The 25760-nt window shown below is 71.5% G+C and carries 23 protein-coding genes and 1 riboswitch; of the genes, 7 read left to right on the top strand and 16 right to left on the bottom strand.

Annotation, left to right across the window (positions count from 1 at the left end; all coding sequences use genetic code 11):
* Positions 1–5: 5 nt before the first annotated feature.
* The 7 genes from RI138_RS23190 to RI138_RS23160 are packed head-to-tail and all read right to left on the bottom strand — an operon-like array spanning position 6 to position 7760.
* Positions 6–1259, bottom strand: a complete 1254-nt coding sequence (locus RI138_RS23190; RefSeq protein WP_311121459.1) for an endonuclease/exonuclease/phosphatase family protein — start codon at positions 1257–1259, stop codon at positions 6–8.
* Positions 1256–2263: a glycosyltransferase family 2 protein gene (locus RI138_RS23185; RefSeq protein ID WP_311121458.1), complete on the bottom strand. Its 1008-nt coding sequence runs from the start codon at positions 2261–2263 to the stop codon at positions 1256–1258. Before RI138_RS23185 ends, RI138_RS23190 begins: the two co-directional genes overlap by 4 nt.
* A 48-nt stretch (positions 2264–2311) precedes the next feature.
* On the bottom strand, positions 2312–3208 hold the full coding sequence (locus RI138_RS23180) for a UbiA prenyltransferase family protein (protein ID WP_311121457.1): 897 nt from the start codon (positions 3206–3208) through the stop codon (positions 2312–2314).
* A gap of 11 nt (positions 3209–3219) precedes the next feature.
* Positions 3220–4242, bottom strand: coding sequence for an NAD-dependent epimerase/dehydratase family protein (locus tag RI138_RS23175; protein ID WP_311121456.1), 1023 nt, complete (start codon positions 4240–4242; stop codon positions 3220–3222).
* Positions 4236–5636, bottom strand: coding sequence for an aspartate aminotransferase family protein (locus RI138_RS23170; RefSeq protein WP_096625969.1), 1401 nt, complete (start codon positions 5634–5636; stop codon positions 4236–4238). Before RI138_RS23170 ends, RI138_RS23175 begins: the two co-directional genes overlap by 7 nt.
* Positions 5623–6720: a lysylphosphatidylglycerol synthase domain-containing protein gene (locus RI138_RS23165; protein WP_311121455.1), complete on the bottom strand. Its 1098-nt coding sequence runs from the start codon at positions 6718–6720 to the stop codon at positions 5623–5625. Before RI138_RS23165 ends, RI138_RS23170 begins: the two co-directional genes overlap by 14 nt.
* The gene (locus tag RI138_RS23160) at positions 6717–7760 is read right to left on the bottom strand and encodes a glycosyltransferase family 2 protein (RefSeq protein WP_311121454.1); all 1044 of its coding nucleotides are present in this window, start codon (positions 7758–7760) and stop codon (positions 6717–6719) included. The genes RI138_RS23165 and RI138_RS23160 overlap by 4 nt, the downstream gene beginning before the upstream one ends.
* Positions 7761–7883: 123 nt before the next feature.
* Here RI138_RS23160 and RI138_RS23155 point away from each other — a divergent pair, with 123 nt between their 5' ends.
* Positions 7884–9044, top strand: coding sequence for an endonuclease/exonuclease/phosphatase family protein (locus tag RI138_RS23155; RefSeq protein WP_311121453.1), 1161 nt, complete (start codon positions 7884–7886; stop codon positions 9042–9044).
* A gap of 105 nt (positions 9045–9149) precedes the next feature.
* Here the strand turns inward: RI138_RS23155 and RI138_RS23150 are convergent, their stop codons facing one another.
* Positions 9150–10082 carry an aldo/keto reductase gene (locus tag RI138_RS23150; RefSeq protein WP_311121452.1) on the bottom strand — a complete coding sequence of 311 codons (933 nt, stop codon included), beginning with the start codon at positions 10080–10082 and terminating at the stop codon, positions 9150–9152.
* Between the two features lie 229 nt (positions 10083–10311).
* Between RI138_RS23150 and RI138_RS23145 the strand changes: the two genes are divergently transcribed.
* The 5 genes from RI138_RS23145 to RI138_RS23125 all read left to right on the top strand — a co-directional run bounded on the left by RI138_RS23145 (position 10312) and on the right by RI138_RS23125 (position 17711).
* The gene (locus RI138_RS23145; protein WP_096625959.1) at positions 10312–11286 is read left to right on the top strand and encodes a helix-turn-helix transcriptional regulator; all 975 of its coding nucleotides are present in this window, start codon (positions 10312–10314) and stop codon (positions 11284–11286) included.
* 117 nt (positions 11287–11403) lie between these two features.
* Positions 11404–13629, top strand: coding sequence for a carbon starvation CstA family protein (locus RI138_RS23140; protein WP_311121451.1), 2226 nt, complete (start codon positions 11404–11406; stop codon positions 13627–13629).
* Complete coding sequence (locus RI138_RS23135) at positions 13626–13829, top strand: YbdD/YjiX family protein (RefSeq protein ID WP_311121450.1); 204 nt, start codon at positions 13626–13628, stop codon at positions 13827–13829. Before RI138_RS23140 ends, RI138_RS23135 begins: the two co-directional genes overlap by 4 nt.
* 191 nt (positions 13830–14020) lie before the next feature.
* Positions 14021–14143, top strand: a riboswitch (cobalamin riboswitch).
* 137 nt (positions 14144–14280) lie between these two features.
* On the top strand, positions 14281–16695 hold the full coding sequence (locus RI138_RS23130; protein WP_311121449.1) for a ribonucleoside-diphosphate reductase subunit alpha: 2415 nt from the start codon (positions 14281–14283) through the stop codon (positions 16693–16695).
* Positions 16695–17711, top strand: coding sequence for a ribonucleotide-diphosphate reductase subunit beta (locus tag RI138_RS23125; RefSeq protein WP_096625951.1), 1017 nt, complete (start codon positions 16695–16697; stop codon positions 17709–17711). Before RI138_RS23130 ends, RI138_RS23125 begins: the two co-directional genes overlap by 1 nt.
* Before the next feature lie 14 nt (positions 17712–17725).
* Here RI138_RS23125 and RI138_RS23120 read toward each other — a convergent pair whose 3' ends face one another.
* Positions 17726–17941: a hypothetical protein gene (locus RI138_RS23120; RefSeq protein ID WP_311121448.1), complete on the bottom strand. Its 216-nt coding sequence runs from the start codon at positions 17939–17941 to the stop codon at positions 17726–17728.
* Between the two features lie 81 nt (positions 17942–18022).
* Here RI138_RS23120 and RI138_RS23115 point away from each other — a divergent pair, with 81 nt between their 5' ends.
* On the top strand, positions 18023–19003 hold the full coding sequence (locus RI138_RS23115; RefSeq protein WP_311121447.1) for a GlxA family transcriptional regulator: 981 nt from the start codon (positions 18023–18025) through the stop codon (positions 19001–19003).
* 34 nt (positions 19004–19037) lie between these two features.
* On the opposite strand, the gene RI138_RS23110 is transcribed toward RI138_RS23115, so the two are convergent.
* The 7 genes from RI138_RS23110 to RI138_RS23080 all read right to left on the bottom strand — a co-directional run bounded on the left by RI138_RS23110 (position 19038) and on the right by RI138_RS23080 (position 25566).
* On the bottom strand, positions 19038–19775 hold the full coding sequence (locus tag RI138_RS23110; protein WP_096625945.1) for a D-Ala-D-Ala carboxypeptidase family metallohydrolase: 738 nt from the start codon (positions 19773–19775) through the stop codon (positions 19038–19040).
* Between the two features lie 165 nt (positions 19776–19940).
* Entirely contained in the window at positions 19941–20579 is a 639-nt protein-coding gene (gene def, locus RI138_RS23105) for a peptide deformylase (RefSeq protein ID WP_096625943.1), read from the bottom strand.
* Between the two features lie 120 nt (positions 20580–20699).
* Positions 20700–21695: a tetratricopeptide repeat protein gene (locus RI138_RS23100; protein ID WP_311121446.1), complete on the bottom strand. Its 996-nt coding sequence runs from the start codon at positions 21693–21695 to the stop codon at positions 20700–20702.
* Positions 21696–21787: 92 nt separating this feature from the next.
* On the bottom strand, positions 21788–23074 hold the full coding sequence (locus tag RI138_RS23095) for an HD-GYP domain-containing protein (protein ID WP_311121445.1): 1287 nt from the start codon (positions 23072–23074) through the stop codon (positions 21788–21790).
* On the bottom strand, positions 23071–24492 hold the full coding sequence (locus tag RI138_RS23090; protein ID WP_311121444.1) for an HD-GYP domain-containing protein: 1422 nt from the start codon (positions 24490–24492) through the stop codon (positions 23071–23073). Before RI138_RS23090 ends, RI138_RS23095 begins: the two co-directional genes overlap by 4 nt.
* 100 nt (positions 24493–24592) lie before the next feature.
* Positions 24593–24913 (bottom strand): mycothiol system anti-sigma-R factor, encoded by a 321-nt coding sequence (gene rsrA, locus RI138_RS23085; protein ID WP_096625935.1) that lies wholly within the window; start codon positions 24911–24913, stop codon positions 24593–24595.
* Positions 24910–25566: a sigma-70 family RNA polymerase sigma factor gene (locus tag RI138_RS23080; RefSeq protein ID WP_010061546.1), complete on the bottom strand. Its 657-nt coding sequence runs from the start codon at positions 25564–25566 to the stop codon at positions 24910–24912. Before RI138_RS23080 ends, rsrA begins: the two co-directional genes overlap by 4 nt.
* Positions 25567–25760: the final 194 nt, after the last annotated feature.

Here is a 25760-nt window from a genome sequence, read left to right as displayed (position 1 = left end):
ACGGCTCAGAAGGAGATCCACAGGTCCTGCATCCGGTGCTCGGACAGCCCGTCGGTCGGCACGAACTCGTACCGGTGCGCCTCGGCCCCGCCTGCCGTGAAGGCCCAGTCCAGACGGAAGAACGGCAGGGGCCGGTCGAGTACGCCTCCCAAGGAGAACTCTCCCGGGGAGGCGTACTTCCAGCTCAGCGGGAGGAACTCGCCGCTCACCGGAGTGGCGTCCGTGGCGGTGGCGCGCAGCCCGTCCAGCGCCCTGCTCGCGGCCGTGGTGTTGAAGTCCCCGGCGATCACCGACGGGTGGGGGTTGGCCGCCACGTCCCGTTCCAGTCCGCGCAGCTCCTCCCGCCGCCAGGCGTCCTTGCGGCGGAAGTAGGCGTCGTGGTCGAACTCCGAGAAGGGGTTGAGGTTGTCCAAGGCCATGGGCACGGTGATGTGCACGTTGTACGTGCTGAGCACCCGGTCACCGACCGCGAGATCGGTCCGCAGCACCTTCTCCCGCAGGAACTCCCGGCCGAAGTCGTCCTTCCCGTCGGTGGCGGGAGGGACGCCCACGGAGGTCTGCGACAGGACGGGGAAGCGCGAGACGGTGAGGAGTTCGCCCCTGCGGGCGATGTGGTAGCCGGGGAACTGCCGGCGCAGCGCCTCGTCGTCGTCGAGCCGTGCGTAGCCCTCCTCCCCCAGGCCCGGGGTCCAGGCGACGTGCTCCTGGAGCAGGTAGACGTCGGCCGGATGCTCGCCCAGGAAGGCCCGGAGCCGGTCGGTACCGGCCGCCTTCCCCCAGTACTGGGTGTTCAGCGACACCACGCGCAGCGCGCCGCGCGGCACCGGGCCGGGATCGCGCCAGAGGGCGGGCCAGTTGAGGCCCGAGCCCGTGGTCAGGGCCAGCGCCAGGGCCAGGGCGGCCGTGCCTGCCGCGAGGGGGCGGCGCCGGCCGCACGCGCCGGCGGCCGCGACCAGGAGGGCGGCGGGGACACCGAGCAGCAGGAGCGGTGGTACGGCGTCGAGGACGAGGGACCAGTGCCAGCGGTCGCTCAGCAGGACCCGCGTCACGGCGTACAGCAGCCACAGCGCCGCGACGGCGAGGACGAGCCTGCCGTACCAGAGCCTGAGGAGGCGGGCGATCCGGCGCGGACGACCGGGGTCCTCCCCCGCCACCGCCGCGCGTGCCGCCCCGGCCGTCCTGTCCCCTCCGACTGCCCCGGCGGGTGCGGTGTCCCCGGGATCCACCGCGTGCGCGGGCGGTGTGCTGCCCGCGGTCATGCCAGGCTCTCCTGCGGCTGGTACATGCGCCGGAAGCGCCGGCTCGCCGCGTACTGCGCGAGACCGACGGCGAGACCCGCCACGACCGCCGCGTTCACCAGCAGGTGCGCGCCGGTGAAGAACGCGGTGAAGAGCGGACCGCGCTCACGGAGCGCGAAGCGGTACTGCCCGAGGTCCGCGACCACGGACCCGGTGAGGGCGGCCAGCGGCACCAGGAGGGCCGCCGGATGGAGGAACCCGAACGGCAGGGCCGCGACGGCCAGGCCGCCCAGCGCGGAGGCGACGGCACGGCCGCCGGTCTCCATGCCCTGCATGGCGCGGCCCCGGTCGAAGTAGAACGGCACCCGGAGCCGGCTGCGGACGAACGCCTTGCGCAGCAGGGGCCGCATCCGGCTCTCATCGGACAGCCGGCCCCTGATCCGGGACGTGAGCAGCATGGGCCGCCGGGCGGCCAGCCGTTCCGCGTGGTCGATCTCCTCGGTCTGCCGCAGCGCGGTATTGAACCACCCGGCCTCCATGAAGGCGGCCCTGCTGACCGCGCCCAGCGCGTAGAAGCCCCCGCTGACCAGGCCTTCGGCGCTCTTGCGCCAGTAGTGGTACTGGAGGATGCGGTACTGGCCGACGAGCGGCTCGTCGAACAGCGGCTCCTTGTCGGGGATGCCGAACACCGCGCCGTACGAGGGGTTCTCGTCGAACAGCGCGACGGCCTCGGCGACCGCCTCCGGGTGCATGGTCAGGTCGGCGTCCAGGAAGAAGACGATCTCGCCCCTGGAGCGGCGGACGCCTTCGTTGCGGGAGGAGCCGGGTCCGCCGTTCTCCGGGACGCGGACGAGCTGGACGGGGTGGGTGGCGGCGATCTCCGCGCAGCCGTCGGTGCTGGCGTCGTCGACGACGATCACTTCGATGTGGGGATAGCTCTGCTCACCTATGGAACGCAGGCAGAGGTCGATGGTCCGGCGGTCGTTGTACATCGGGACGACGACCGACACGAGAGGTGCTGACATGGGATTCCTCGTCGGTGATGGAGGGGCTGAGGCGGGGCGGGGCGGGGGTCAGAGGACCAGGTGCGGGACCAGCAGCGCGCCCCAGACGGCGGAGTTGGCCAGCATGACCCGGTCACGCAGGAGGGTCTTGACGGGCTCGCCCCCGCCGCCGTCCACGATCACGATCTGGAGGTAGCGGAAGAGGGCGAAGAGCGCGCACACGGCCGTGAGCAGGGCGTACGGTCCAAACCCCGACTCGGTGCGCAGATAGAGCAGGTAGCCGAAGAGGCTCAGGGCCGAGCACAGGACCAGGACGAGGTCGAGGAAGTGGGCCGAGTAGCCGACGAGGGCCGGCCGGTGCCCGGTGCCGGAGACGCTCAGCTCGTGCCGCCGCTTGCCCAGGATCAGGACCAGGCAGGACGCCAGCACGGTCAGCACCAGCCACATCTCGACCGGGCGTTCGGCGGCCTCGTAGCCGCCGAGCAGGCGGAGCACGAAGCCGGCGGCCACGACGAAGACGTCGAGGAGGGGAAGGTGCTTGAGCTTCCAGCTGTAGGCGCCGTTCACGGCGAGGTACAGCAGGATGATCAGGGCGGACCCGGGCCCGAGGGTCAGCAGGGCGGGGACGAGCAGGGCGCCCAGCACGAGGGCCGTGGCCACGGCCGAGGCCATGCTCATCTGCCCCGAGGCGAGGGGACGGTGACGCTTGACGGGGTGCCGCTTGTCCCGCTCCACGTCGGCGATGTCGTTCAGGACGTAGACGAGGGATGAGGCGAGGACGAAGGCGCCGAGCGCGACGGCGACCCGGACGGCCGTCGTCGCGTCCGGGGCGCCGCCGAGCAGGGCCAGGGGCACCACGAGCAGGTTCTTGGGCCACTGACCGGGTCTGAGCAGGGCGAGCGGCGCGGGCAGCCTTCCTGTCCGTACCGGTGCCGGGGCGCTGGTGTGTCCGGCGAGCTGGGTCATGGCACGGCCTCTCAGAAGAAGATCTTCGCGGTGGACAGCAGGCCCTGACTCCACGGGTCGCGGCTGGTGCGGCCGGTGGCTCCCGTCTCCGGGGCGGTGTGGCGGGCGGTGCGCCACCACTCGTAGGTGCGCAGGACGGCGTCCGCGTTCGACAGGCGCGGGGAGAAGCCGAGTTTCGCCTTGGCCTTGTCGATGCTGACGTAGGAGTCGTCCATCAGCTTGTGCAGGAGCCGGCCGTAGACCGGCGAGAGCTTGGCCCGCTGGAGGACGTTGAGGAGGGTCAGGGCGGGGCGCGCGGGCAGGCCGATGACGCGCTTGCCGTGTCCCGCCGCGTCGAGCACCGCCTGGAAGTCCTCGCGGAGGGTGCCGAACTCGGCCGCGGCGAGGTTGTAGGTGTCGTTCGCGACCTCGTCGGGTGCGGTGAGGACGGTGACGACGGCGTCGACGAGGTCGTCGACGGCGAACATCTGGATGCGTACGTCGCCCTTGCCGAGGACGGGGAAGTGGCGGCCTTCCTCGGCCCATTCGAAGAGCATCGAGAACAGGCCCATGCGGCCGGGGCCGACGAAGGTCTTGGGCCGCAGGATGGGGACGCACATGCCCCCGGCCCGGTACCGCTCGGCGATCTCCTCGGCCGAGGCCTTGGCCCGGCTGTAGGTGTCGACCGGCTCGCGGGGGTACTCCTCGGGGGTGGGCACGATCGTGGGCAGGCCGTAGACCGCGGTCGAGGAGATGTGCACGACGCGGGGGGTGCCGGCGGCCCCGGCCGCCGCGAAGACGTTCTCGGTCCCGCCGACGATGATGGAGCGGATCTGTTCGTCGGGGTAGCTGGGCAGGGCGGCCGCGGCGTGGACGAGGACGTCGGCCCCGTCCAGGGCCTGGTCCATGAGCTCCCGGTCGCGGATGTCGCCGGTGAGCAGGACCAGGGGGCCGGGTCTGAGGTCGACGCCCCGTACCTCGTGGCCGTCGGCGAGGAGCCGTTCGGCCAGCCGGGAGCCGAGCATGCCGGCCGCGCCGGTGATCGTGATCACCACTGGGAGCTCACCTTCTGCTTGATGAAACGGGCCACGAGACCGGTCAGGCCGCGGCTGAGGACGTCGTCGAGGGCGTCGACCACGCGCTGGGCCTCCTCCGGTTCGGTGACCAGAGAGGGGCCGATGACAAGGGGGTTGTCGCCGTTGAGCGTGTAGTACGTGAAGATGCCGTGGTCCTGGTAGAGCGCGTTGATCACGGCGCAGGTGACGACCTTCGTCTTGAACCGCGGGTCCCTGGCCATCCCGCCGGGCGCGAGCTTCGCCACGAGGTCGAGGATCCGTGGGCCGCCCTCGATGAACACGCCCCACAGGGCACCGGCACCCGCCACGCGGCCGATCGCGTCGGGGTACTGCTCGGCGAGCCGTTCGAGACCGGGTCCGAGTACGGCTCCGAGTGCGCGGGCTCGCGCCGGATAGTCGTCCTCCATCGCGATGTTGACGGCTTCGAGGGCGGTGACGCACTCCTCGCCGAAGCCGTAGTAGGTGGTGGACGTGGACTGGAGCAGGGCGTCGCCGAGGCTGTCGTACGCCTTGCGGAAGACCGGCTCGCGGGCGACGAAGGCGGAGATGGAGGACTTGCCGCCGCCGAAGGACTTGGACGTGGTGAGCACGTCGGGGATCAGGCCCGGATAGCGCATGAAGTGGAAGAGGGAGCCGGTCTTCCCCCACCCCGTGTAGATCTCGTCGAAGATCAGCACGATCTTCTCGCGGTCGCAGATCTCGCGCAGGCCGCGCAGGAACTCCTCCGAGCACCACTGGATGGTGGAGGCGCTGAACGGCTCGATGAGCAGGGCGTACACGTCGCCGCGGTGTGCGGCGACGACCCTGCGGACGGAGTCGAGGTCCCCGTAGCGGAAGGTGTCCACGCCGGGGATGGTGGGGAAGGCGAACTGGGCCTGGCCGGTCAGGCCGCCCGAGCCGAGCAGCTTGCCGTGGAAGGCGCGGTCGGCGCGCAGGACCGTGTTCCGCTTGCCGTTGTGGTACTTGTACGCGAGCTTCACCGCTCCCTCGACCGCCTCGGCTCCCGAGTTCGGCAGGAAGGCCATGTTCAGGTCGCCGGGCAGGACCTCGGCCAGGTTGTGGCCGAGGGCCGCGAGGTAGGGCGAGAAGTAGGTCTTGTGCACCTCCATGCGCCGGTCGCGGGCGAAGCGTTCGCGGGCGGCGAGGATGCGCGGATGGTTGTGGCCGTGGTTGAGGACGCCCACGCCGCCGGTCAGGTCGAGTATTCGCCTGCCGTCGTCGAGGGTGAGATAGGCGCCCTCGGCGCTCCGGACGAGCTCGCGGCCGAAGCCGAACGAGGTCATCAGGGACACCTGGCTCTTGTTCACGTAGCGGCGGTAGAGGTCGTGGACCTCGTCGACCTGGAGCTTCTCGACGTCGTCAAGGGTGTACACGGGCTTCTTCTCCCATCGGGGCGGTGGGGGGGATCGGGGGGACGAGGGGGGCGGGGAAGGCCAGGGCGTCGGGGGCCCGCCCGGCGCGGCGGACGCGGGGGGTACCGGGGGCACGGGGCCCTGCGGCTGCCGGGACGGCCCCGGCGGCGGACCCGGCGACACCGGCAGCGGTACGGGCGGCACGGGCGGCTTTGGCGTCCCTGGCTCGCGACCAGGCCAGGACCACCGCCGAGCTGGCGAGTTCGGCGACCACGCACACCAGCCGGCTGGCGATCGCCGCGGTGGCGGCCAGGCCGCCGGGAAGGACGGTGGAGAGGGCGGCGGTGAGGGTGAGCTCGCGCACGCCCCAGCCGTCGGGCACGATCAGCGCCAGGCTGCTGATCACGGTGGCCAGGGCGAAGCCTCCGACGGCCGCGCCGAGTCCGGCGAGGGGCGGCGCTCCGACCGCCAGGAGCAGGAACCACAGGTGGAGTCCGGAGGCGGTCCAGGAGGCGATCGCGAGCAGCACGGCCTTGCGGACGGCACCGTCCGGCGGTGGTACGACGGGCCGCTTCACCAGCCGGGCCGCGGCCACGACCGGCCGGGTGATCAGGGAGGGCCGTACGACCCCGGCGAGGAAGAAGAGCGCCGGCGGACACAGCCACATCCAGTGGCCGGGCAGTGCGGCGGGCGCCGCGACCAGCCCGACCGCCGCTCCGGTGAGCAGGGTCAGCGCCAGGCTCAGGACGTAGGCGGAGGTCATCTGGGCGCCGGGCACACCGGCCTCTCGGCCGTGCGCCACATGGGTGATGACACCCCACACTCTGCCGGGCACGTACTTGCTCAGCTGGCCGAGGAAGTAGATCTTCGCCGCGCGAAGGCCGCGGATGGGATGGTCGCCGGGGATGAGGGCCCGCCAGGCGTGCACGGCGAGGACCAGTCCGCCGATGTTGGCGACGACCGAGGCGACGATCAGGGGAACGGCGTCGGCGTGGGCGAACGCCTCGACCGCCTTGGGTCCTTCGCCCCGGACGAGGAAGAACACGCCGACCAGCGCGGCCACCACGACGACCGGGGTGAGGAGCCTGCGCAGCCACACGGTCATCGCGCCGCCGCCTGCTCGGAGCTCCGCCGGCCGCCGGTGGCGGTCCGGCCGGCCGTGAGGGCGCGGACGGCGCCACTCGCGGCACCGGCCAGCAGCGCGGCGTGGTTGGCGAGGTGGACGCCGGTGAAGAAGGGGACGAAGGAGGCTCCTCGCCGCCGGGCCGCGAAGCGCAGCAGCCCGAGGTTGGCCAGGCAGAAGGCGAGCAGCCCGGCGACGGGGAGGGCCGACAGGACCGGTACGGCCGGAGCCGGCCACGACAGGAGGAGAGCCAAGGGCGGCAGCGGCACGGAGCCGAGGCACAGGGCCGCGGCGAGGACCGACGCCGGGCTGTTGGCCGTCAGGTTGCTCCGGCCCCCGCGGCGGGCCGAGAGCAGGGCGGGCACGAGGAGCAGGGCCCTGCGGTACGTCTCCGAGAGGAGGGGACCGAACCGGTGCTCCTCGTCGTGGCGGGCCATCACCCTCTCGGTGAGCACGATGCGGTAGTGCGGGGCGAGCCGGTCGCTGAACTCCAGGTCCTCCGAGTCGCGCAGCCGCTCGTCGAAGCCTCCGAGCACCTCGAAGACCTCGCGGGGGACGGCCGCCTGGGCGAAGAAGGCGGTCTCCACCACTCCGGCGCCCCGGGCGCGCCACCAGTACGCGTGCAGCACCTTGTACCACTCGACGGGCCCGTCGTCGAAGAGCGGCTCGGGCGCGATGACGCCGTGCACACAGCCGCAGGAGGGATCGTCGCGCAGGATCTCCAGGGCGTTGGCCACCGAGTCCGGGGTGAGCGCCTCGTCGGAGTCGAGGAAGAAGAGGACGTCGCCGGTGGCGGCGGCGATTCCCGCGTTCCGGGCCGCGGAGACTCCGCGGTTGCCCCCGCCTCCGATGAGGACGCACGGATGGTTCCGGGCGATCTCGGCGGTGCCGTCGGTGCTGCCGTCGTCGACGACGATGACCTCGTGGACGGGGTGGGTCTGCGCATGGACGGATCTCAGACAGGCGTCGAGGGTGCGTGAGGAGTTGTAGGCCGGTATGACGACCGACACGGTTCGCGTCATGGGAAGAGGACATCGGGCCCTCGTATTGACGGCATATCGATCGCGTATCGCGTCTTCTCGCAGTCTGAGACGGCTAACAAGCCTTGGAAAAAAGGAAGTTGAGAGCTGTTAGCGTTCCGGGGCGTGAGTCCTCGAACCCTCCCCGGCGCCCGTGACGAGACCGTCGGGAGCGCCTCTGCGAACGTCTCGCCGCCCCCCGTTCCGCGTCCGGTTCCAGCCACTCGCGGTAGACGGCGTGCCACCGGTCTCCTCATCGGCGCCACCGCCGCGTGGACGCTCTTCCTCGGCCTCGGACAGGCGCTGAGCGGCCGGTGGTGGCTGTGGCTGCTGCCGGACCTCGCTCCCCCGCCGGCCTTCGTCGCGGTGCCCGCCCTGCTGATCGCCCTGTCCGGCGCCGTGGCCACCCGGCGCGCCCGCCGGTGGCTGCTCCCCGTCCTCGCGGTGCTGCTCGCGGCGGGGGTGGGGAGGGCGGGGCTCCACTGGGGGGCGCTGGTACCCGGCGGGGGCCCGGGCCCCGCCCCGGCGGGCGCGCTCAAGGTCTTCTCGTGGAACACGCTCTACTGGGACACGACCGACGATCCGGCAGCGTTCCACCGCCATCTGCGGTCCAAGGACGCCGACGTCTACCTGCTCCAGGAGCACCTGACCCGGGAGGACGGCAGACATACGGAGATCGACCGGCTCGACCGGCTGCGCGCCGAGTTCCCCGGCTACCACCTCGTGGCGCGCGGGGAGCTGGTCACCCTCTCGCGGTACCCGGTCGTCGCCGCGCCCGAAGTGGGGCCGGGCCGCCCGCCGGGCCCGTCGTCGTCCTGGCGGGAACGGTTCGAGTGGCACAAGGTGCTGCGCACCGACGTGGACGTCGCCGGCACGGTGCTGTCGTTCTACAACGTGCACATCCCGGTACAGCTGGACATCGAGCGAAGCTGGCTGAGTCCCGGCTTCTACCGGGTGGTCCGCGACACCGACGCCGTCCGGAAGGAGCACTACGCGGCGCTGCTCCGCGACGCGCGTGCGAACCCCCATCCGCTGCTCATCTCGGGCGACTTCAACACGACCCCGGCCATGGGTGATCTGGACGGGCTACGGGGGGAGTTCCGCGACGCGCTGCCCGCCGGCTCGTCCTTCCTTCCCGGCACATGGGGCAGCGAGGGGCTGCCGCTGTGGCGGCTGGACTGGACGTTCACCGACGAACGGCTGCGCGTGCACCGCTACGCGCTGGTCTCCGCGTCCGGCCTCTCCGACCACAGGGGCCAGGAGATGCTGGTCTCCCCGGCCGACTGAACCGGGGGCGGGCGGGGAGGGTCACGGAGGGCGGACCCGCACCCTCCGTGACCCTCCCCCGGCCACGGGCCCGGCCCGCCGTCCGTGCCCGCGCCCGTGGCTCCCTCAGGCGCCCGCCTCGTCCAGTCGGCGCCGCTGCTCCGGGTCGAGGGTGAGGTCGAGCGCCCCCATGGCCTCCTCCACCTGCTCGACCCGGCTCGCCCCGACGACGGGCAGTACGGACGGTTCGCCGTCGAGGAGCCAGGCCAGCACCACCTGATTGACGCTCGCGCCGAGCTCTCCGGCGACCTCGCGCAGCGCCGCGAGCCTCGGGGCGGTGCCGGGGTGGTCGTACGCGGCGGGTATCCCCACCTCGGGGCGGGTGTAGCCGCCGGAGAGCAGCGCGCTGTACGCCCACAGCGTGAGGTCGCCCCCGTTTCGCGCGAAGTCGAGGATCTCCCGGGTGACATGGACGTGTCCCGACGAGGGGAGGGCCTTGTCGAAGCGGGGCTGGAGGTAGGAGTGTCGGTACTGGAGGTGGGTGTAGCGCGGGCGCTCTCCGGCGAGGGCGCGGGCGCGCTCGACGCGCCAGACGGCGTGGTTGCTGACGCCGAGTTCGGCGGCCTTCCCCTCGTCGACGAGGTCGGCCAGGGCCGCGACGGTCTCGCCGAGCGGGACCGTGCGGTCCTCCAGGTGGGCCCAGAAGACGTCGACCCGGTCGACGCCGAGCCGGCGCAGGCTGCCCTCCAGGGCGCTCCTGACCGCCTTCTCGGAGAGCCCCTCGACGTCCGGGGAGCCGGGGGCGGCGGGCCTGCCGCCGCACTTGGTGGAGAGGACCAGGCCGTCGCGGCCGCCGCGCGCGGCGAGCCAGCGGCCGACGGTCTCCTCGCTCTCGTCCCCGGTGCCCCCTTCGGCCCAGTACGCGTAGTTGTTGGCGGTGTCGATCACGGTGCCGCCCAGTTCGGTGAAGCGGTCGAGCACGGCGAACGAGGTGGCCTCGTCGACGGTCGTACCGAACGGCAGGGCGCCGAGTATGAGGGTGCGCTGCGGGATCGCCATGGATACAGTCCTTCTCGGAGGCACTTGGACTAGACCATCTTGGATCATTCGCGCGTGCGGCGCAGGCGTTTGACCGGTCAACCCCTGTCCGACGCAGGGGATTTCAAGCTGCCCCACAGGAGGTTCAATTGGTCTAGACCTACAATCGGCGGCGGCCTGCCAACACGGCCGGCCGCACGTCGGCACGGACAGTCAACGGCACGATGGGGTTCACCAGGGGGAGATCGCCTTGCTGGAGGCGCTGGGAATAGCACAGTCCGCCGAGATCGTCTATCGGCTCATGCTCGAACGGCCCGATTACGGGGTGGCGGACATGGCCCGCCGACTCGGCTGGACCGAGCAACGGGTCCGCGAGGAACTGGGCCGGCTCACAGAGGCGCGACTCATCTCCATGGAGGACGATTCCGGGGAGATCCTGCCGTTCGATCCCGAAGTCGGGTTCTCCTTCCTCCTCTCGCGCGCCGAGGGCGAACTGAGCCGCCGTCGCCGCCAGGTCGAACGCGCCGAGCGGGCGGTGGCCGACATCCTCGCCGCGCGCCCCGACCGCTCCGCCCGCCACGACGTGGTGCACCGGGTGGTGGGCCTGGAGACCGTCCGCCGGCGCCTGGAGGACCTCGCCGCGAACGCCCGCACCGAATGCCTCTCCCTGCTCCCGGGCGGGGCGCAGCTGCCCGACACGATGGACGCGAGCCAGCCGCTCGACCAACTCTGCCTGGAACGCGGGGTGCGGATACGCTCGATCTACCAGGACAGCTTTCGCAACGACCCCCCGACCGTCGACTACGTCCGCTGGTACTGCGACCTCGGCGGCGAGGCGCGGACCGTGCCCGTGGTCCCCATGCTCATGGTGATCGTCGACCGTGAGGCCGCGCTCGTCCCGGTCGACCCGGAGGAGGGGCGCGCCGGCGCCCTCGAAGTCCGCAGCCCCGGCCTCGTGCACGCACTCGTGGTCCTCTTCGACCAGCTCTGGGACACGGGCACCCCCTTCGGCGAGGCACCGCGTCGCGACGAGCACGACCTCTCCCCGCGGGAGCGGGAGTTGCTCATGCTGCTCGGCATCGGCTGCACCGACGACCTCGCCGCCCGGCGGCTCGGGATCTCCCTGCGGACCGTACGCCGGATGAGCTCGGAGCTGCGGGACCGGCTCGGCGCGCGCAGCCGGTTCGAAGCGGGGGTGCGGGCCGTCAAGGAGGGGTGGCTCTGACCTGCGATGGTCGCCCCGTTGCCGTACCGATATGCGGACGGGGGGTTACGCACGGCGGTCACAGGATCTAGATTTCGCGCACGTTGAGCCAGTGATCGCGCGAGGGGACGGATCGTCATGCCGCAAACGCCCACACCAGCCCCGCCGGAACAGAGGCAGCGGACCTTGTCCCCGAAGTCCGTCGCCATCTGGGTCTCGGTCGCCCTGGTCGGCGGCATCGGATGGGCCGTCCTCGCACTCTCGCGGGGCGAGGAGGTCTCCGCCGCCTGGATGCTGGCGGCGGCCCTGGGCTCGTACGCCATCGCCTACCGCTTCTACTCCCGGTTCATCGCCAACCGGGTACTGCGGGCCGACAAGAACCGCGCGACCCCCGCCGAACGGCTCGACAACGGTGTCGACTTCCATCCCACCGACCGCCGGGTCCTCTTCGGCCACCACTTCGCCGCCATCGCGGGCGCCGGGCCGCTGGTCGGTCCCGTACTCGCGGCGCAGATGGGCTACTTGCCCGGCACGATCTGGCTCGTCGTCGGCGTCATCTTCGCCGGTGCCGTCCAGGACATGGTGACGCTCTTCTTCTCCACCCGCCGCAACGGCCGTTCGCTCGGCCAGATGGCGCGCGACGAGATCGGCCCGGTCGGCGGGATCGCCGCCCTGGTCGCGGTGTTCATCATCATGATCATCCTGCTCGCGGTTCTCGCGCTGGTCATCGTGAACGCGCTCGCCCACTCGCCCTGGGGCGTCTTCTCCATCGGCATGACGATCCCGATCGCGCTCTTCATGGGCGTCTATCTGCGGATCCTGCGCCCCGGCAAGGTCAGCGAGGTCTCGCTCATCGGCGTCGCGCTGCTGCTGCTCGCGATCGTCGCGGGCGGCTGGGTGGCCGAGTCGTCCTGGGCGGACTTCTTCACGCTGGAACCGGGCACGCTGGTCGTCTGGATGATCGTGTACGGGTTCCTCGCCTCCGTGCTGCCCGTGTGGCTGCTGCTGGCGCCGCGCGACTACCTCTCCACCTTCATGAAGGTCGGCACGATCGCCCTGCTGGCCCTCGGTGTGGTGATAGCGCTGCCCACCCTGAAGATGCCCGCGGTCACCGAGTTCGCGAGCAGCGGCTCGGGGCCCGTCTTCGCGGGCTCGATGTTCCCGTTCGTCTTCATCACCATCGCCTGCGGCGCGCTCTCCGGCTTCCACTCCCTGGTCTCCTCGGGCACCACCCCGAAGATGGTCCAGAAGGAGACCCAGATCCGGATGATCGGCTACGGCGCGATGCTGACCGAGTCGTTCGTGGCGATCATGGCGATGATCGCCGCCTGCATCATCGACCCCGGTCTGTACTTCGCCATCAACGCACCGGCCGGTGTGATCGGTGACAGCGTCCAGGCCGCCTCCGAGGCCGTGGCCGGCTTCGGCTTCTCCATCTCCCCCGAGGCGCTGGCCCAGGCGGCCAAGGACGTCGAGGAACAGAGTCTGCTGTCCCGGACCGGTGGCGCACCGACGTTCGCGCTCGGCATGGCGGAGATCTTCTCCGCGGTGATCGGCGGTACCGCCATGAAGGCGTTCTGGTACCACTTCGCCATCATGTTCGAAGCGTTGTTCATCCTCACCACCGTCGACGCGGGCACCCGCGTGGGGCGCTTCATGCTCCAGGACATGCTGGGCAACGTCTACAAGCCGTTCCGCGAGGTCAGCTGGAAGCCGGGCGTGTGGTTCGCCAGCGCCGTCGTCGTAGGCGGATGGGGCTACTTCCTCTGGGTCGGTGTGCACGACCCGCTGGGCGGCATCAACCAGCTCTTCCCGCTGTTCGGCATCGCCAATCAGCTGCTGGCCGCGGTCGCGCTGGCCGTCTGCACCACGCTGCTGGTGAAGTCCGGCCGACTGAAGTGGGCCTGGGTGACCGCGGTGCCCCTGGCCTGGGACGTGGCGGTCACGCTCACCGCGAGCTGGCAGAAGATCTTCTCCGAGGACGTGAAGATCGGGTTCTTCGCCCAGCGCGACAAGTACCAGGCGGGCATCGACGCCGGTGAGGTGCTGGCCCCCGCGAAGAACATGGAGGAGATGCGGACCGTCGTCACCAACTCCACGGTCGACGGGGTGCTGTGCGCGCTCTTCGCGGTCCTCATCATCGTGGTCCTCGTGGACGCCGGACGGGTCTGCTTCAACGCCATCCGCGACCCGGAGAGCGTCAAGCTCCACGAGGCGCCGTTCGTCCAGTCCAGGCTGGTCGCCCCGGCGTCGATCCTCGCGACCAAGGAGGAGAAGGCCGAGCTGGTCGCGGCGGGCGTCGGCCCCGAGGGCGGCATCCGCGTGGAGGACGGCGGTACGGACCTGCCGAAGGCCCGGACATGAGTGTGCGGGACGTCCGCCGGATCGCCGGCCGCATCCGCTGGTACGTGCGCGAGCTGACCGGCGAGTCGGCCTACGACCGTTACGTGGCGCACGCGCGGGCGCACGATCCGGACACACCGGTCATGACCCGCCGCGTCTTCGAGCACAGCCGCACCGACGCCCGCGAGGCGGACCCCCGCGAGGGCTTCCGCTGCTGCTGAGCGCCACCGGTCCCGCGGGGCCGCCGCACCCCGCCCAGGGGCGCGGCGGCCCCTTTTCGCGCCCTCGTACAGGCCCGTCCGCTCCGGGCCGAACCGGAGAAAAGTCGGGCGAAGAATCCACACCGCCTCGGAAAAGTTATGTCGGCCGACACAACATGTGGGGGCTACCTCATCAGGCGGCCCCCACATGTATGCTCGACCTCGCTGTCGTCGCAGGGGAATCCGGTGCGAATCCGGAACTGTCCCGCAACGGTGTGATCAGTGTGCTTTTGCACACCTGAAGTCCGAAGACCTGTCGACAGTGCGTCCGGATCGACCGAACCGGATGCCAGACGTCCGGGCCTCGCGGATAGGCCGGTGGACGCCGTCAGCAGTGCTGCCCTGACCCGGGCTTCGCGCTGCCCGGCTTCCCCGCCTGCTGCCGGCCCCCAGCCGAGCGAGGGAAAGCCCAGTGACCATCGCGCCCGCCGATCCGGTTTCAGCCACCGAATCCGCAGTGTCCACCACGTCCGGAGACGCCTCGAACGACGGACCCGGGACCGCCCTGCTGCGGACCCTGACCGACCTCACCGTCGATCTGCCCGACACCGACCCCGGACGGGTCGCCGCTGCCGCGTTGCGCGGGCGCAACGCCCGCTCCGACGAGGCCGAGCTGCGCTCGCTGGCCACCGAGGCCGCCGCGGGGCTGATCTCCGAGGACCCCGCGTACTCCAAGCTCGCCGCCCGGCTGCTGACCCGCACGATCGCCGACGAGGCCGCGAGCCAGGGCGCCACGTCCTTCTCCGCCTCGGTCGCCGTCGGCCACCGCGAGGGCCTGATCGCGGACCGCACGACCGCCTTCGTCGAGCTGCACGCGAAGGCGCTGGACGAGCTGGTCGAGCGGACGCTGTCCGAGGGCGCGGACGACCGTTTCGGCTACTTCGGTCTCCGTACGCTGCACAGCCGCTACCTGCTGCGCCACCCGCACACCCGCCAGGTCATCGAGACCCCGCAGCACTTCATGCTGCGCGTGGCCGCGGGCCTGGCCGAGGACGAGTCGGTGCGGGCGCTGGACGAGGTCGCCGCGCTCTACGGGCTGATGAGCAGGCTGGACTACCTCCCCTCCTCCCCCACGCTCTTCAACTCCGGTACCCGGCACCCGCAGATGTCCTCCTGCTATCTGCTGGACTCCCCCAAGGACGAGCTGGACTCGATCTACGACCGCTACCACCAGGTGGCGCGGCTCTCCAAGCACGCGGGCGGCATCGGTCTGTCCTACTCCCGCATCCGCGCCCGGGGTTCGCTGATCCGGGGCACCAACGGGCACTCCAACGGCATCGTGCCGTTCCTCAAGACGCTGGACGCCTCGGTGGCGGCGGTGAACCAGGGCGGTCGGCGCAAGGGCGCTGCGGCGGTCTACCTGGAGACCTGGCACGCGGACATCGAGGAGTTCCTCGAACTCCGCGACAACACGGGCGAGGACCAGCGGCGTACGCACAACCTGAACCTGGCGCACTGGATCCCGGACGAGTTCATGCGCCGCGTCGACGCCGACACCGAGTGGTCGCTCTTCTCCCCCGCCGACGTGCCCGAGCTGGTCGACCTGTGGGGCGACGAGTTCGACGCGGCCTACCGCGCGGCCGAGGCCAGGGGGCTGGCCCGCAAGACGATGCCCGCGCGTGAGCTGTACGGCCGGATGATGCGTACCCTCGCGCAGACCGGCCAGGGCTGGATGACGTTCAAGGACGCCTCCAACCGGACCGCGAACCAGACCGCCGAGCCGGGCCGGGTCGTCCACTCCTCGAACCTGTGCACCGAGATCCTTGAGGTCACCAACGACGGCGAGACGGCCGTCTGCAACCTGGGCTCGGTCAACCTCGGCGCCTTCGTGGCGAACGGCTCGATCGACTGGGACCGGCTGGATGCCACCGTGCGCACCGCCGTGACCTTCCTGGACCGGGTCGTCGACATCAACTTCTACCCGACCGAGCAGGCCGGGCGCTCCAACTCCCGCTGGCGGCCGGTCGGTCTGGGCGCCATGGGCCTCCAGGACGTCTTCTTCCAGCTGCGTCTGCCCTTCGACTCGCCCGAGGCCCGCGCGCTCTCCACGAAGATCTCCGAGCGGATCATGCTGGCGGCGTACGAGGCGTCCTGCGACCTGGCCGAGCGGTCGGGCCCGCTGCCCGCCTGGTCCGAGACGCGTGCCGCGCGCGGTGTGCTGCACCCCGACCACTACGACACCGAGCTGAACTGGCCGGAGCGCTGGGACGCCCTGCGCGCCCGGGTCGCGAAGACCGGTATGCGCAACTCGCTGCTGCTCGCCATCGCGCCGACCGCCACGATCGCCTCGATCGCCGGTGTGTACGAGTGCATCGAGCCGCAGGTCTCCAACCTGTTCAAGCGCGAGACGCTCAGCGGTGAGTTCCTCCAGGTCAACGCCTACCTGGTGGACGAGCTGAAGAAGCTCGGCGTGTGGGACGCCCGCACCCGTGAGGCGCTGCGCGAGGCGAGCGGCTCGGTGCAGGGCTTCGCCTGGATTCCCGAGGACGTGCGGGCCCTGTACCGCACCGCGTGGGAGATCCCGCAGCGCGGCCTGATCGACATGGCGGCGGCCCGTACGCCGTTCCTCGACCAGAGCCAGTCGCTCAACCTGTTCCTGGAGACGCCGACCATCGGCAAGCTCTCCTCGATGTACGCGTACGCCTGGAAGCAGGGGCTGAAGACGACGTACTACCTGCGTTCGCGCCCGGCGACCCGGATCGCCCGTGCCGCGTCCGGTCAGGCGTCGGCCGCCGCCCCCATTCCCGTACAGCAGGCGTCGGCTCCCGACGCGGACGCGATCGCCTGCTCCCTGGAAAACCCTGAGTCCTGCGAGGCCTGCCAGTAATGAGCACCGACGACAACAAGAACCTGCTCGACCCGGGATTCGAGCTGACCCTGCGTCCCATGCGCTACCCGGACTTCTACGAGCGCTACCGGGACGCGATCAAGAACACCTGGACCGTGGAGGAGGTCGACCTCCACTCGGACGTCTCCGACCTCGCCAAGCTGTCGCCGGGCGAGCAGCACATGATCGGCCGGCTGGTGGCGTTCTTCGCGACCGGTGACTCGATCGTCTCGAACAACCTCGTGCTGACGCTGTACAAGCACATCAACTCCCCCGAGGCGCGGCTGTACCTGTCGCGGCAGCTCTTCGAGGAGGCCGTGCACGTCCAGTTCTATCTGACGCTGCTGGACACCTATCTGCCCGACCCGGACGACCGGGCCGCCGCGTTCGACGCGGTCGAGGAGATCCCCTCGATCCGTGAGAAGGCGCAGTTCTGCTTCAAGTGGATGGACTCGGTCGAGAAGATCGACCGGCTGGAGACGAAGGCGGACCGCCGCCGCTTCCTGCTGAACCTGATCTGCTTCGCGGCCTGCATCGAGGGGCTGTTCTTCTACGGCGCGTTCGCGTACGTGTACTGGTTCCGCTCGCGGGGTCTGCTGCACGGTCTCGCCACCGGCACCAACTGGGTGTTCCGTGACGAGACGATGCACATGAACTTCGCGTTCGAGGTCGTGGACACCGTCCGCAAGGAGGAGCCGGACCTCTTCGACGACGAGCTCCAGCAGCAGGTCACCGACATGCTGAAGGAGGCCGTCGACGCGGAGCTCCAGTTCGGCCGCGACCTGTGCGGCGAGGGCCTGCCGGGCATGAACACCGAGTCGATGCGCGAGTACCTCCAGTGCGTCGCCGACCAGCGGCTCACCCGCCTCGGCTTCCCGACGGTGTACGGCTCGGAGAACCCGTTCTCCTTCATGGAGCTCCAGGGCGTCCAGGAGCTGACGAACTTCTTCGAGCGCCGCCCGTCCGCCTACCAGGTGGCCGTCGAGGGCTCGGTCGGGTTCGACGACGACTTCTAGCCGCCCGGGATCCGTCAGATCCTGGCCCAGCTTCTGAGGTAGGGGCGCCGCGCAGCCGTGACCGGTTGCGCGGCGCCTTCCGTTTCCGGGGGCCCGGCCGTCCGCGCCATCCGTTCCGCCTCCCGCAGTTCGCGGTCGATCCGGCGCTCGCGGGCGAGGCCGACGACGGCCGGAGCCGCGACAAGGGCGAAAAGTGACGCTACGACCAGGTAGTTCAGGAATGTGTTCATGCCTCTACTCTGGTCCACCCGGGCAGAAATCATCAGTGGCAGCACTGCCATGGAACATCCAATTACTGCCACACTGAGTCCATGCTGACCAATGTCGCCGCCCTGCTCCTGGACGAGGTCCACCCCTTCGAACTCGGCGTGCTGTGCGAGGTGTTCGGCCTCGACCGCAGCGACGAGGGCCTGCCGGTGCACGATTTCGCGGTGGTCTCCGCCGAGGGCCCCGTCCTGCGCACCCACGCGGGCTTCACCATCAGCACGCCCCACGGCCTGGACCGGCTGGAGGAGGCCGACCTCATCGCCGTGCCGGCGGGCAGCCACTTCATGGAGCGGGAGTATCCCGAGGAGGTGCTTGCCGCGCTGCGCCGGGCCGTGGAGCGCGGCTCCCGGGTGCTGAGCGTCTGCTCGGGGGCGTACGTCCTCGGCGCGGCCGGGCTGCTGGACGGCCGCCGCTGCACCACTCACTGGCGGCACGCGGCGGAGCTGGCCCGGCGCTTCCCGAAGGCGATCGTGGAGCCGGACGTGCTGTACGTGGACGAGGGCCCGGTGGTCACCTCGGCCGGGACCGCCGCCGGGATCGACGCCTGCCTGCATCTGGTCCGCCAGGCGTACGGGCAGGAGGCGGCCAACACCATCGCCCGGCGGATGGTGGTGCCCCCGCACCGGGACGGCGGCCAGGCGCAGTACATCAACCGCCCGCTGCCCCGGAACGCGTGCGACACCGTCGGCGCCACCCTGGCGTGGATGGAGCACCATCTCGACCAGGAGCTGACCGTGGAGCAGCTGGCGGCGCAGGCGCACATGTCGCCGCGCACCTTCGCCCGGCGGTTCCAGCAGGAGACCGGGACCACCCCGTACCGCTGGCTGCTGCGGCAGCGGGTGCTGCTGGCCCAGCACCTGCTGGAGACCTCCGACCTGACGATCGACACGATCGCGGGACAGACGGGCTTCGGCACGGCGGCGACCCTGCGACACCAGTTCGTACGGTCGCTGGGGACCACGCCGAACGCCTACCGCCGCGCCTTCCGGGGCCCGTCGGCCGCGGCCGTGCCCGACGTCGCCTGAGCGCCGCCGGGCCGGGCACCGGGAGGAGTGTGGGTCAGATGCCGCACTGGGACGCCGACCAGAAGCGGTTGGGCCCCTGGTTGACGTGCACGTGGTCACCGTGGCCGGCGTAGCCCGGGCCGAGGATTCCCCTGAAGCCGTGGTAGCGGGCCTGCCTGGCCAGCGTGCACAGGGAGTGCGGCGAGGCGCCGAGGTCGACCGCGTCGCCGTACAGGTGGCGGCTGTTGGAGGCTCCGCCGACGGCCGCGTTGCAGGAGACGGAACGGAAGCCGCTGGTGACGCGGATGGGCTGGTCGCCCAGCGCGTGGCGCAGCGCCTCCAGCTTCCACATGCTGCTCAGCGCGTTGGCCCTGGCCGTGCCCGCCGAGACCTTCCCGCCGGCCCAGGTGCTGTTGCACTTGTTCAGCTCGGGGTAGGTGAAGTGGATCGGGGTGCAGTCGTTGTCCTGGAGCGCGTAGATCTTGGCCTGGGTGGCCGGGCCCGCGATCCCGTCGGCGGCCAGGCCGTAGGCCGCCTGGAACCGCTTGACGGCGGCGGTGGTGGCCGGACCGTAGACGCCGTCGATGGCGAGCACTGAGTTGTAGCCGGGCCAGCCCGCCACCCGGATCTGGAGCTGGGTGACGTCGTTGCCGGTGGCTCCGGACGAGAGCGTACGGGTCCAGGTGTAGCAGCCGTCGGCCTGCGCGGGGCCGGCGGTCAGCACCGCCCCACCCAACGCGAATGTGATGGTCATGACAAGTCCGAGCAGAACGCGTGCGGTACGTCTCAGCACAGGGGGTCTCCCTCTGAACGTCACGGGCGGTGTCCAGGTGAGCCTGGCCCAGGAGTCGACGCGCGTCAACTACCCCTGAGCAAACGGCAGTTATCCGCCCGGTGGTATCCGGAAAGCCAAGGGGCCCGGCGCCCGGGAACGGCGTCGGGCCCCTGCGGCGCGGCCTCAGCCGTTGGGGACGGTCTCGTAGCGCGGCGTGCCCTCTTCCATCTGCCGCAGCGCGTCCTTGCGGTCCCGCTTGGAGAGCCGGTCGATGTACAGGTAGCCGTAGAGGTGGTCCGTCTCGTGCTGGAGGCAGCGCGCGAAGTAGCCGGTGCCTCTGACCCGGATCGGGTTGCCCTTCGCGTCCTGTCCACGCACCACCGCATAGTCGGGGCGGGCGAGGGACGCGTACGCGGTCGGGACCGAGAGGCAGCCCTCGTTGGAGTCGTCCAGCACCCGCCGCTCGGGGGCGAGCTCCTCCAGGACCGGGTTGCAGACGACACCGGTGTGCCGCTTCCCGTCGTCGTCCGGGCAGTCGTAGACGAAGACCTTGAGGTCCACACCGATCTGGTTGGCCGCGAGGCCCACGCCCTCGGCCGTCTTCTGGCTGGCGAACATGTCGTCGATCAGCTGCGCCAGCTCGTCACCGAACTCCGTGACGTCCTTGCACTCCTTGTGCAGCACCGGGTTGCCCACGACCGTGATCGGACGGGAGGTGCCGCGCTCGCGGTACGCCGCCTCGCGCGCCTCACAGTCCTCGGTGTCGACGATGAACCCCTCGTCGTCCACGCCGATCGTCCCGTCCGTCTCCTGCTGCGACATGTCCGCCGTACGCCTTCCTGCAAAACCTGAACTCGGTGAACCCCGCCGAACCCGCCGGAAACCGGGAACCACGGGAGGAGCAGCACCGCGATCGGTGCGCGTACAGCCTACGGGCAGCGGTCAGCAGACTTCTTCGAGATCCCGCCACTCACGGCTGTCGGGGCTGTCGGCGACCCAGCCGTCCAGCAGTCCGCGCACCAGCCCGGCGGGGGCCGCGAGACCGCACTCGCGCTCCGGGACCCACAGGTCACCGGCGCCCGCGGTGCGGTGGCCCAGCGGGCCCGGGTGGCCGGGCTCGCTGTGGTCGTGCGGGTCCAGGTGCTCCCCGTCCCCCTCGTCGCTCTCCATCCGGCTCTCCGAGCAGTCCCGGCACAGCAGCCGTACGGAGGAGGACCAGTCCTCGGCGGCGAACCCGGCGTCCGAGGCCAGCTTCTCCAAGGCGTCGCGGTCGTCCTCGGTGGCCGCCTCCAGCAGCACCACCCAGGTCGGCACCGGCGAGGGCGCCCACAGCTCGATCTCGTCGAACACCGGATAGGCGGGCCCGGCCGCGGTGACCCGCTCGCCGTTGGGGACCCCGTCGTGCAGGACGACCTCGCCCCAGCGCCGCCCTGAGGACGGCAGCGGAATGGACAGCACCTCGATCCGGGCCGGGTCGAGGCGGCGGCCCCAGACCACCTCGGCCTCGCCCTCCGGCGAGAGCCGCACCGCCGCGCTGCCCAGCTCCATGCCGGTCGGCTCGGTGGTCGCCGCGCTGTGCTGGCCGCTGCCGGGGACCTTGAGGCCGTACGCCTGCCAGGCCCGGCGCGCCAGTGGCCAGTCCTGGAGCGCGGTGGCCGCGATGCCCACGTTCCACCAGTCCGGGGCGCCGGACTCGCGGTCCAGCAGCGCGACCGCCCGCAGGCCCGCCGCGCGCGCCTGCTCCCAGTCGTGCCGGAACTTGTGCAGCAGTGCCAGATTGAACCAGGACTCCGAGAGCCAGGGCTCCAGATCCGCCGCGCGCGTCAGCAGCGCCCCCGCGTCCTCGTACCGGCCGTCGCCGATCAGCGTGAACGCGCGGTCCGTGGCCTGCCGCCAAGAGGCGGACGGACGATGCCGTACCTTCCCGAAGATCCTCACGATTCCCGCCTGTCCCGACTGGACACCCTCGTTATCCGCTCTGCTTTCGCATCCAACCATGCCCGGCCCGACGCCCGCTCATTACCCATGGGTTACCCAGCCCCGGCCGGGGTCAGACCGCCCCGCGCCAGGACTCGTCCCAGCGCCTCCACCACCTGCGGCTGGTGGTCGTGCCCGGTGCCGAGCCTGAGGAGCTCCAGTGCGCCGAGCGGCCCGCTCACGCTTTCCCCGCACAGGTCGTCGTATGCGTTTACCGTCCTGACGATCCTGGCGGCGGGCAGTTGTTCCCGGTACGGATCGGCCTGCTGCTCGACCACCGCGGCCACCGCCGGGTCCACACCGGTGCGCCGGACGACCGCCCCGCCGAGCAGGGCGATGCGGCGCTGCTCGGCGGCGGGCAGCCGGGCGGTGGCCCCGCCCGCGACCGGGTCGAGAAGGGAGAGCTGGCCGATGTCGTGCATCAGGGCGGCGTGCTCCAGGACGGTCAGCTGCGGTCCGGTCAGCCCCAGCTCCCGGCCTACGGCGGTGGCGAGCGCGGCGACCCGGCGGGCGTGGCCTGGCGGGGTGTACCCGGCGATCTCGGTGGCGCGGGCGAGCGAGGAGACGGTCTGGCGGGAGGTCGTGCGCGCGGCCGCGTACCGGCGGAAGGAGACCTGCGTGAGCAGCAGCGGCCCGCACAGCACAGGCAGCGCCCAGAGCCCGGCGACCGCGACGCCCAGCGCCAGCACGACGCCGGTCGCCCCGACCGCCGGCCCGATCCCGGCGAGCGCGCGCAGCTCGTCACCGAGGAGCGGTGCGTACGGAGGCGTGGCGCCGGGACCCGCGGGCCGGTCCGCCGAGCGGGCCAGGAGGGCCGCCAGCAGGGCGTCGCACAGCGCGGTCAGCGCCAGCAGGAGGAGCAGGAACAGGGCGAAGGCCAGCCCGTCGCCGAACCAGCGGACCGCCTGCCCGGAGTTGTACAGCGGCTGGAAGCAGACGGCGGCGAAGCCCACGGTCAGCGTCCGGCGGGCGGCCCGGTCCGCGTCCACGCGGTGGCCGCTCGCCGCCCTGGGCACGGCGGCGAGCGCCTGCGCGGCGACCACCACGGCGACCACCTGGAGCGCCCCGTGCCCGGTCGGCCGCCCGGCGCTGTCCCCGAGCAGGGCGTACGCGAGCGCCCCGGCGGCCCCGAGCGGCGCGGGCTCCCGCTCTCCGGGGTGCGCACCCCGGCGGGCGGCCTCCCCGAGGACCACGAGCAGCCCGAAGGCCAACGCGTGTCCCGGCCCGACGAGCCCCTGCACCAGGGTGTGCGTGAACGCGGCGAGGGCGAGGGCGAAGGCGGTCCCGCGCACCGCGAGGACGACGGGGGCGGGCGGGGCGCCCGCGTACCCGCCGCTCACCGACGGCCTCCGGGGGACGGGGACGGGCGTGGGGCGGAGCCCGGTGCGCCGTGCCCCGCCGACCGCGCGCCGGGCACCTGGGCCGCCTCCCGGCGGGTCCCGTCCTCCGCACCCCCCGGTTCGTCCGCCGTGACGGCGGTGTCGGCGGCGCTCCAGCCGTGCCGGTCCAGGGCGCGGCCCAGCGCCCGCACCATGCGCGGGTCGAACTGGCTGCCCGCGCACCGCTTCAGCTCGGCGAGCGCGGCGGGCACGGGCCGGGCGCGCCGGTAGGAGCGGTTGGAGGTCATCGCGTCGAAGGCGTCGGCGACCGCGACGACCCGGGCGAACTCGGGAATGCGCGAACCTCTGAGGCCGTAGGGGTATCCGCTGCCGTCGAGGCGTTCGTGGTGGTGCAGGATCGCGTCGCGCGCCTCGTCCAGGAAGGCGATGCCCCGGACGATCTCGTGCCCGTACTCCGGGTGCAGCTCCATGATCCGGCGCTCCTCGGAGGTGAGGGGGCCGTCCTTGCGGAGCACCCGGGTGGGTACGCCGAGCTTGCCGATGTCGTGCAGGATCCCGGCGAAGCGGAGTGCCTCCACCCGGCTGTCGTCCATGCCGAGTTCGCGGGCGATCAGCACGGAGGCCCGGCCGACCCGCTCGCTGTGGCCCCGGGTGTAGGTGTCCTTGATGTCGACGGCGTGGACGAGCGCGCGGATGGTGGCCCGGTGGGCGGCCCGCTCGCGGTGGTACTGGGCGAAGACCCAGCAGGAGACGGACATCGGCAGCAGGACGAAGAGCGCGGAGACCGGCCCGTACGAACTGCGCCACAGGACGGCCATCAGCAGCCCGGAGAGCGCGTGCACCAGGTGGGGGCCGAGCGCGCGCGGAAGCAGACCGCGCCAGGTGCGGTGCACGGGCCGCCGTTCCGCCGCCGCGAGGATGACCCCGTCGAGCGCGGTCAGGACCAGGCTGAAGGCGACCGACGCGGCGCAGACGGGCAGCAGGGCGAGCGGGAAGTCCGGTGCCAGGCCGGGGCCGCCGAGGGTCGCCGGTCCGCCGAGGGCGGTGTGGACCCAGGAGGCGGCGGCACAGGTGAGGGCGAGCTGGGCGGCCCGCCAGATCCGGCGGGCGGCGTACGGGGGCCGCTCCACCCGCCCGGCCAGCGCTCCCGGGACCGCCACCAGCGCGGCGGCGGCGGGCGGCAGCAGAAAAGCCGCGGCCAGGAGCAACGGAACGGACGATCCGGCGCCGACGGTGAGGGAGCCGCCCGCGTGACGGCGACGGGCGGCCAGCTCGGAACCGAGACCCAGTGCGGCGAGCAGGGCCGTCGTGCCCCACGGGACCGGGGCGTCAGCCGCGTACACGGGGAGCGTGCAGCAGACCGCGCAGACGACTGCGGCCAGGATGCAGACGCGCGCCGCCGCCGGTGTGCCCCTCACGCCCGCACTCGCCCCCCCCAGCATGCTCGATGGAGGCGCCACGCTAGCGAGTTGTCCGGCTCACCGAGCCGCTACGGATCCGATTAGCACATTCGGGTGACTATTCGGTGGCGGTCGCCGACCGGTCCGTGCTGTGCACGGACACATCCTGGTCTGGCACGGACTCGCCGGCCCGGATCAGATCGATCCGGCCCATCACCTTGGAGCGCAGGTCGGCCGGGACGTCGTCCTGTCCGCAGCAGCGCTTCACCAGCTTCTTCACGGCCTGTTCGAGGCCGTACTTCTCCAGGCACGGGGAGCACTCCTCGAAGTGCACCTCGAACTTGGTGCAGTCGCCCGCGGGCATCTCCCGGTCGAGAAACTCGTAGAGATGATCGAGCACCTCCGAGCAATCCGTCTCGTGCGGCTCTCCGCAGCTCATGAGGCCGAGCCCTTCCGATCGTCCGAGTCACCGGCACCGGCTGCGACGAGCCCGCGCTCACGGGCGTAGTCCTCCAGCATGCCGCGCAGCTGGCGGCGGCCGCGGTGCAGCCGGGACATCACCGTACCGATGGGAGTCCCCATGATGTCCGCGATCTCCTTGTAGGCAAAGCCCTCGACATCGGCGAGATACACGGCGATGCGGAACTCCTCGGGGATCGCCTGGAGCGCCGACTTCACGTCGGAGTCCGGGAGATGGTCGAGGGCCTGGGACTCGGCCGAGCGCAGACCGGTCGACATGTGCGACTCGGCGCGGGCCAGCTGCCAGTCCTCGATCTCCTCGGCGGCGCTGCGCTGGGGCTCGCGCTGCTTCTTGCGGTACGAGTTGATGAAGGTGTTGGTGAGGATGCGGTACATCCACGCCTTGAGGTTGGTGCCCTCGCGGAACTGGTGGAAGGAGCCGTACGCCTTGGCGTAGGTCTCCTGGACCAGGTCCTCCGCATCGGCGGGGTTGCGCGTCATGCGCAGCGCGGCCGAATACATCTGGTCGAGAAAGCCCAGGGCGTCGCGCTCGAAGCGCGCGTTGCGCTCGGCGGGCGTCTCCGGTGCGCGGCCGTCGTCGGTCCCTGTGTCGGTCCCAGTGACCGGACCCACCTCCTCCAACGATGTGGCGGAGCCGAAACCGGACCCGCTCGCATCGGAGAATAGTCGACCCTGCTTGGAGACGGCCTGTCGATTACCGCCGCTCAGGGGTCGCTCAGGGGTGGTCCTCGCCGCGGGCAGCACGCTCCACTCCAGGTCAGCGGTGTTCGAGCGGCTCGGGCAGATGGTCGAACCCATGCGACGGA

This window comes from Streptomyces durocortorensis, from assembly GCF_031760065.1.
Lineage (GTDB): Bacteria > Actinomycetota > Actinomycetes > Streptomycetales > Streptomycetaceae > Streptomyces.
This window is presented reverse-complemented; position numbering and strand designations above follow the sequence as displayed.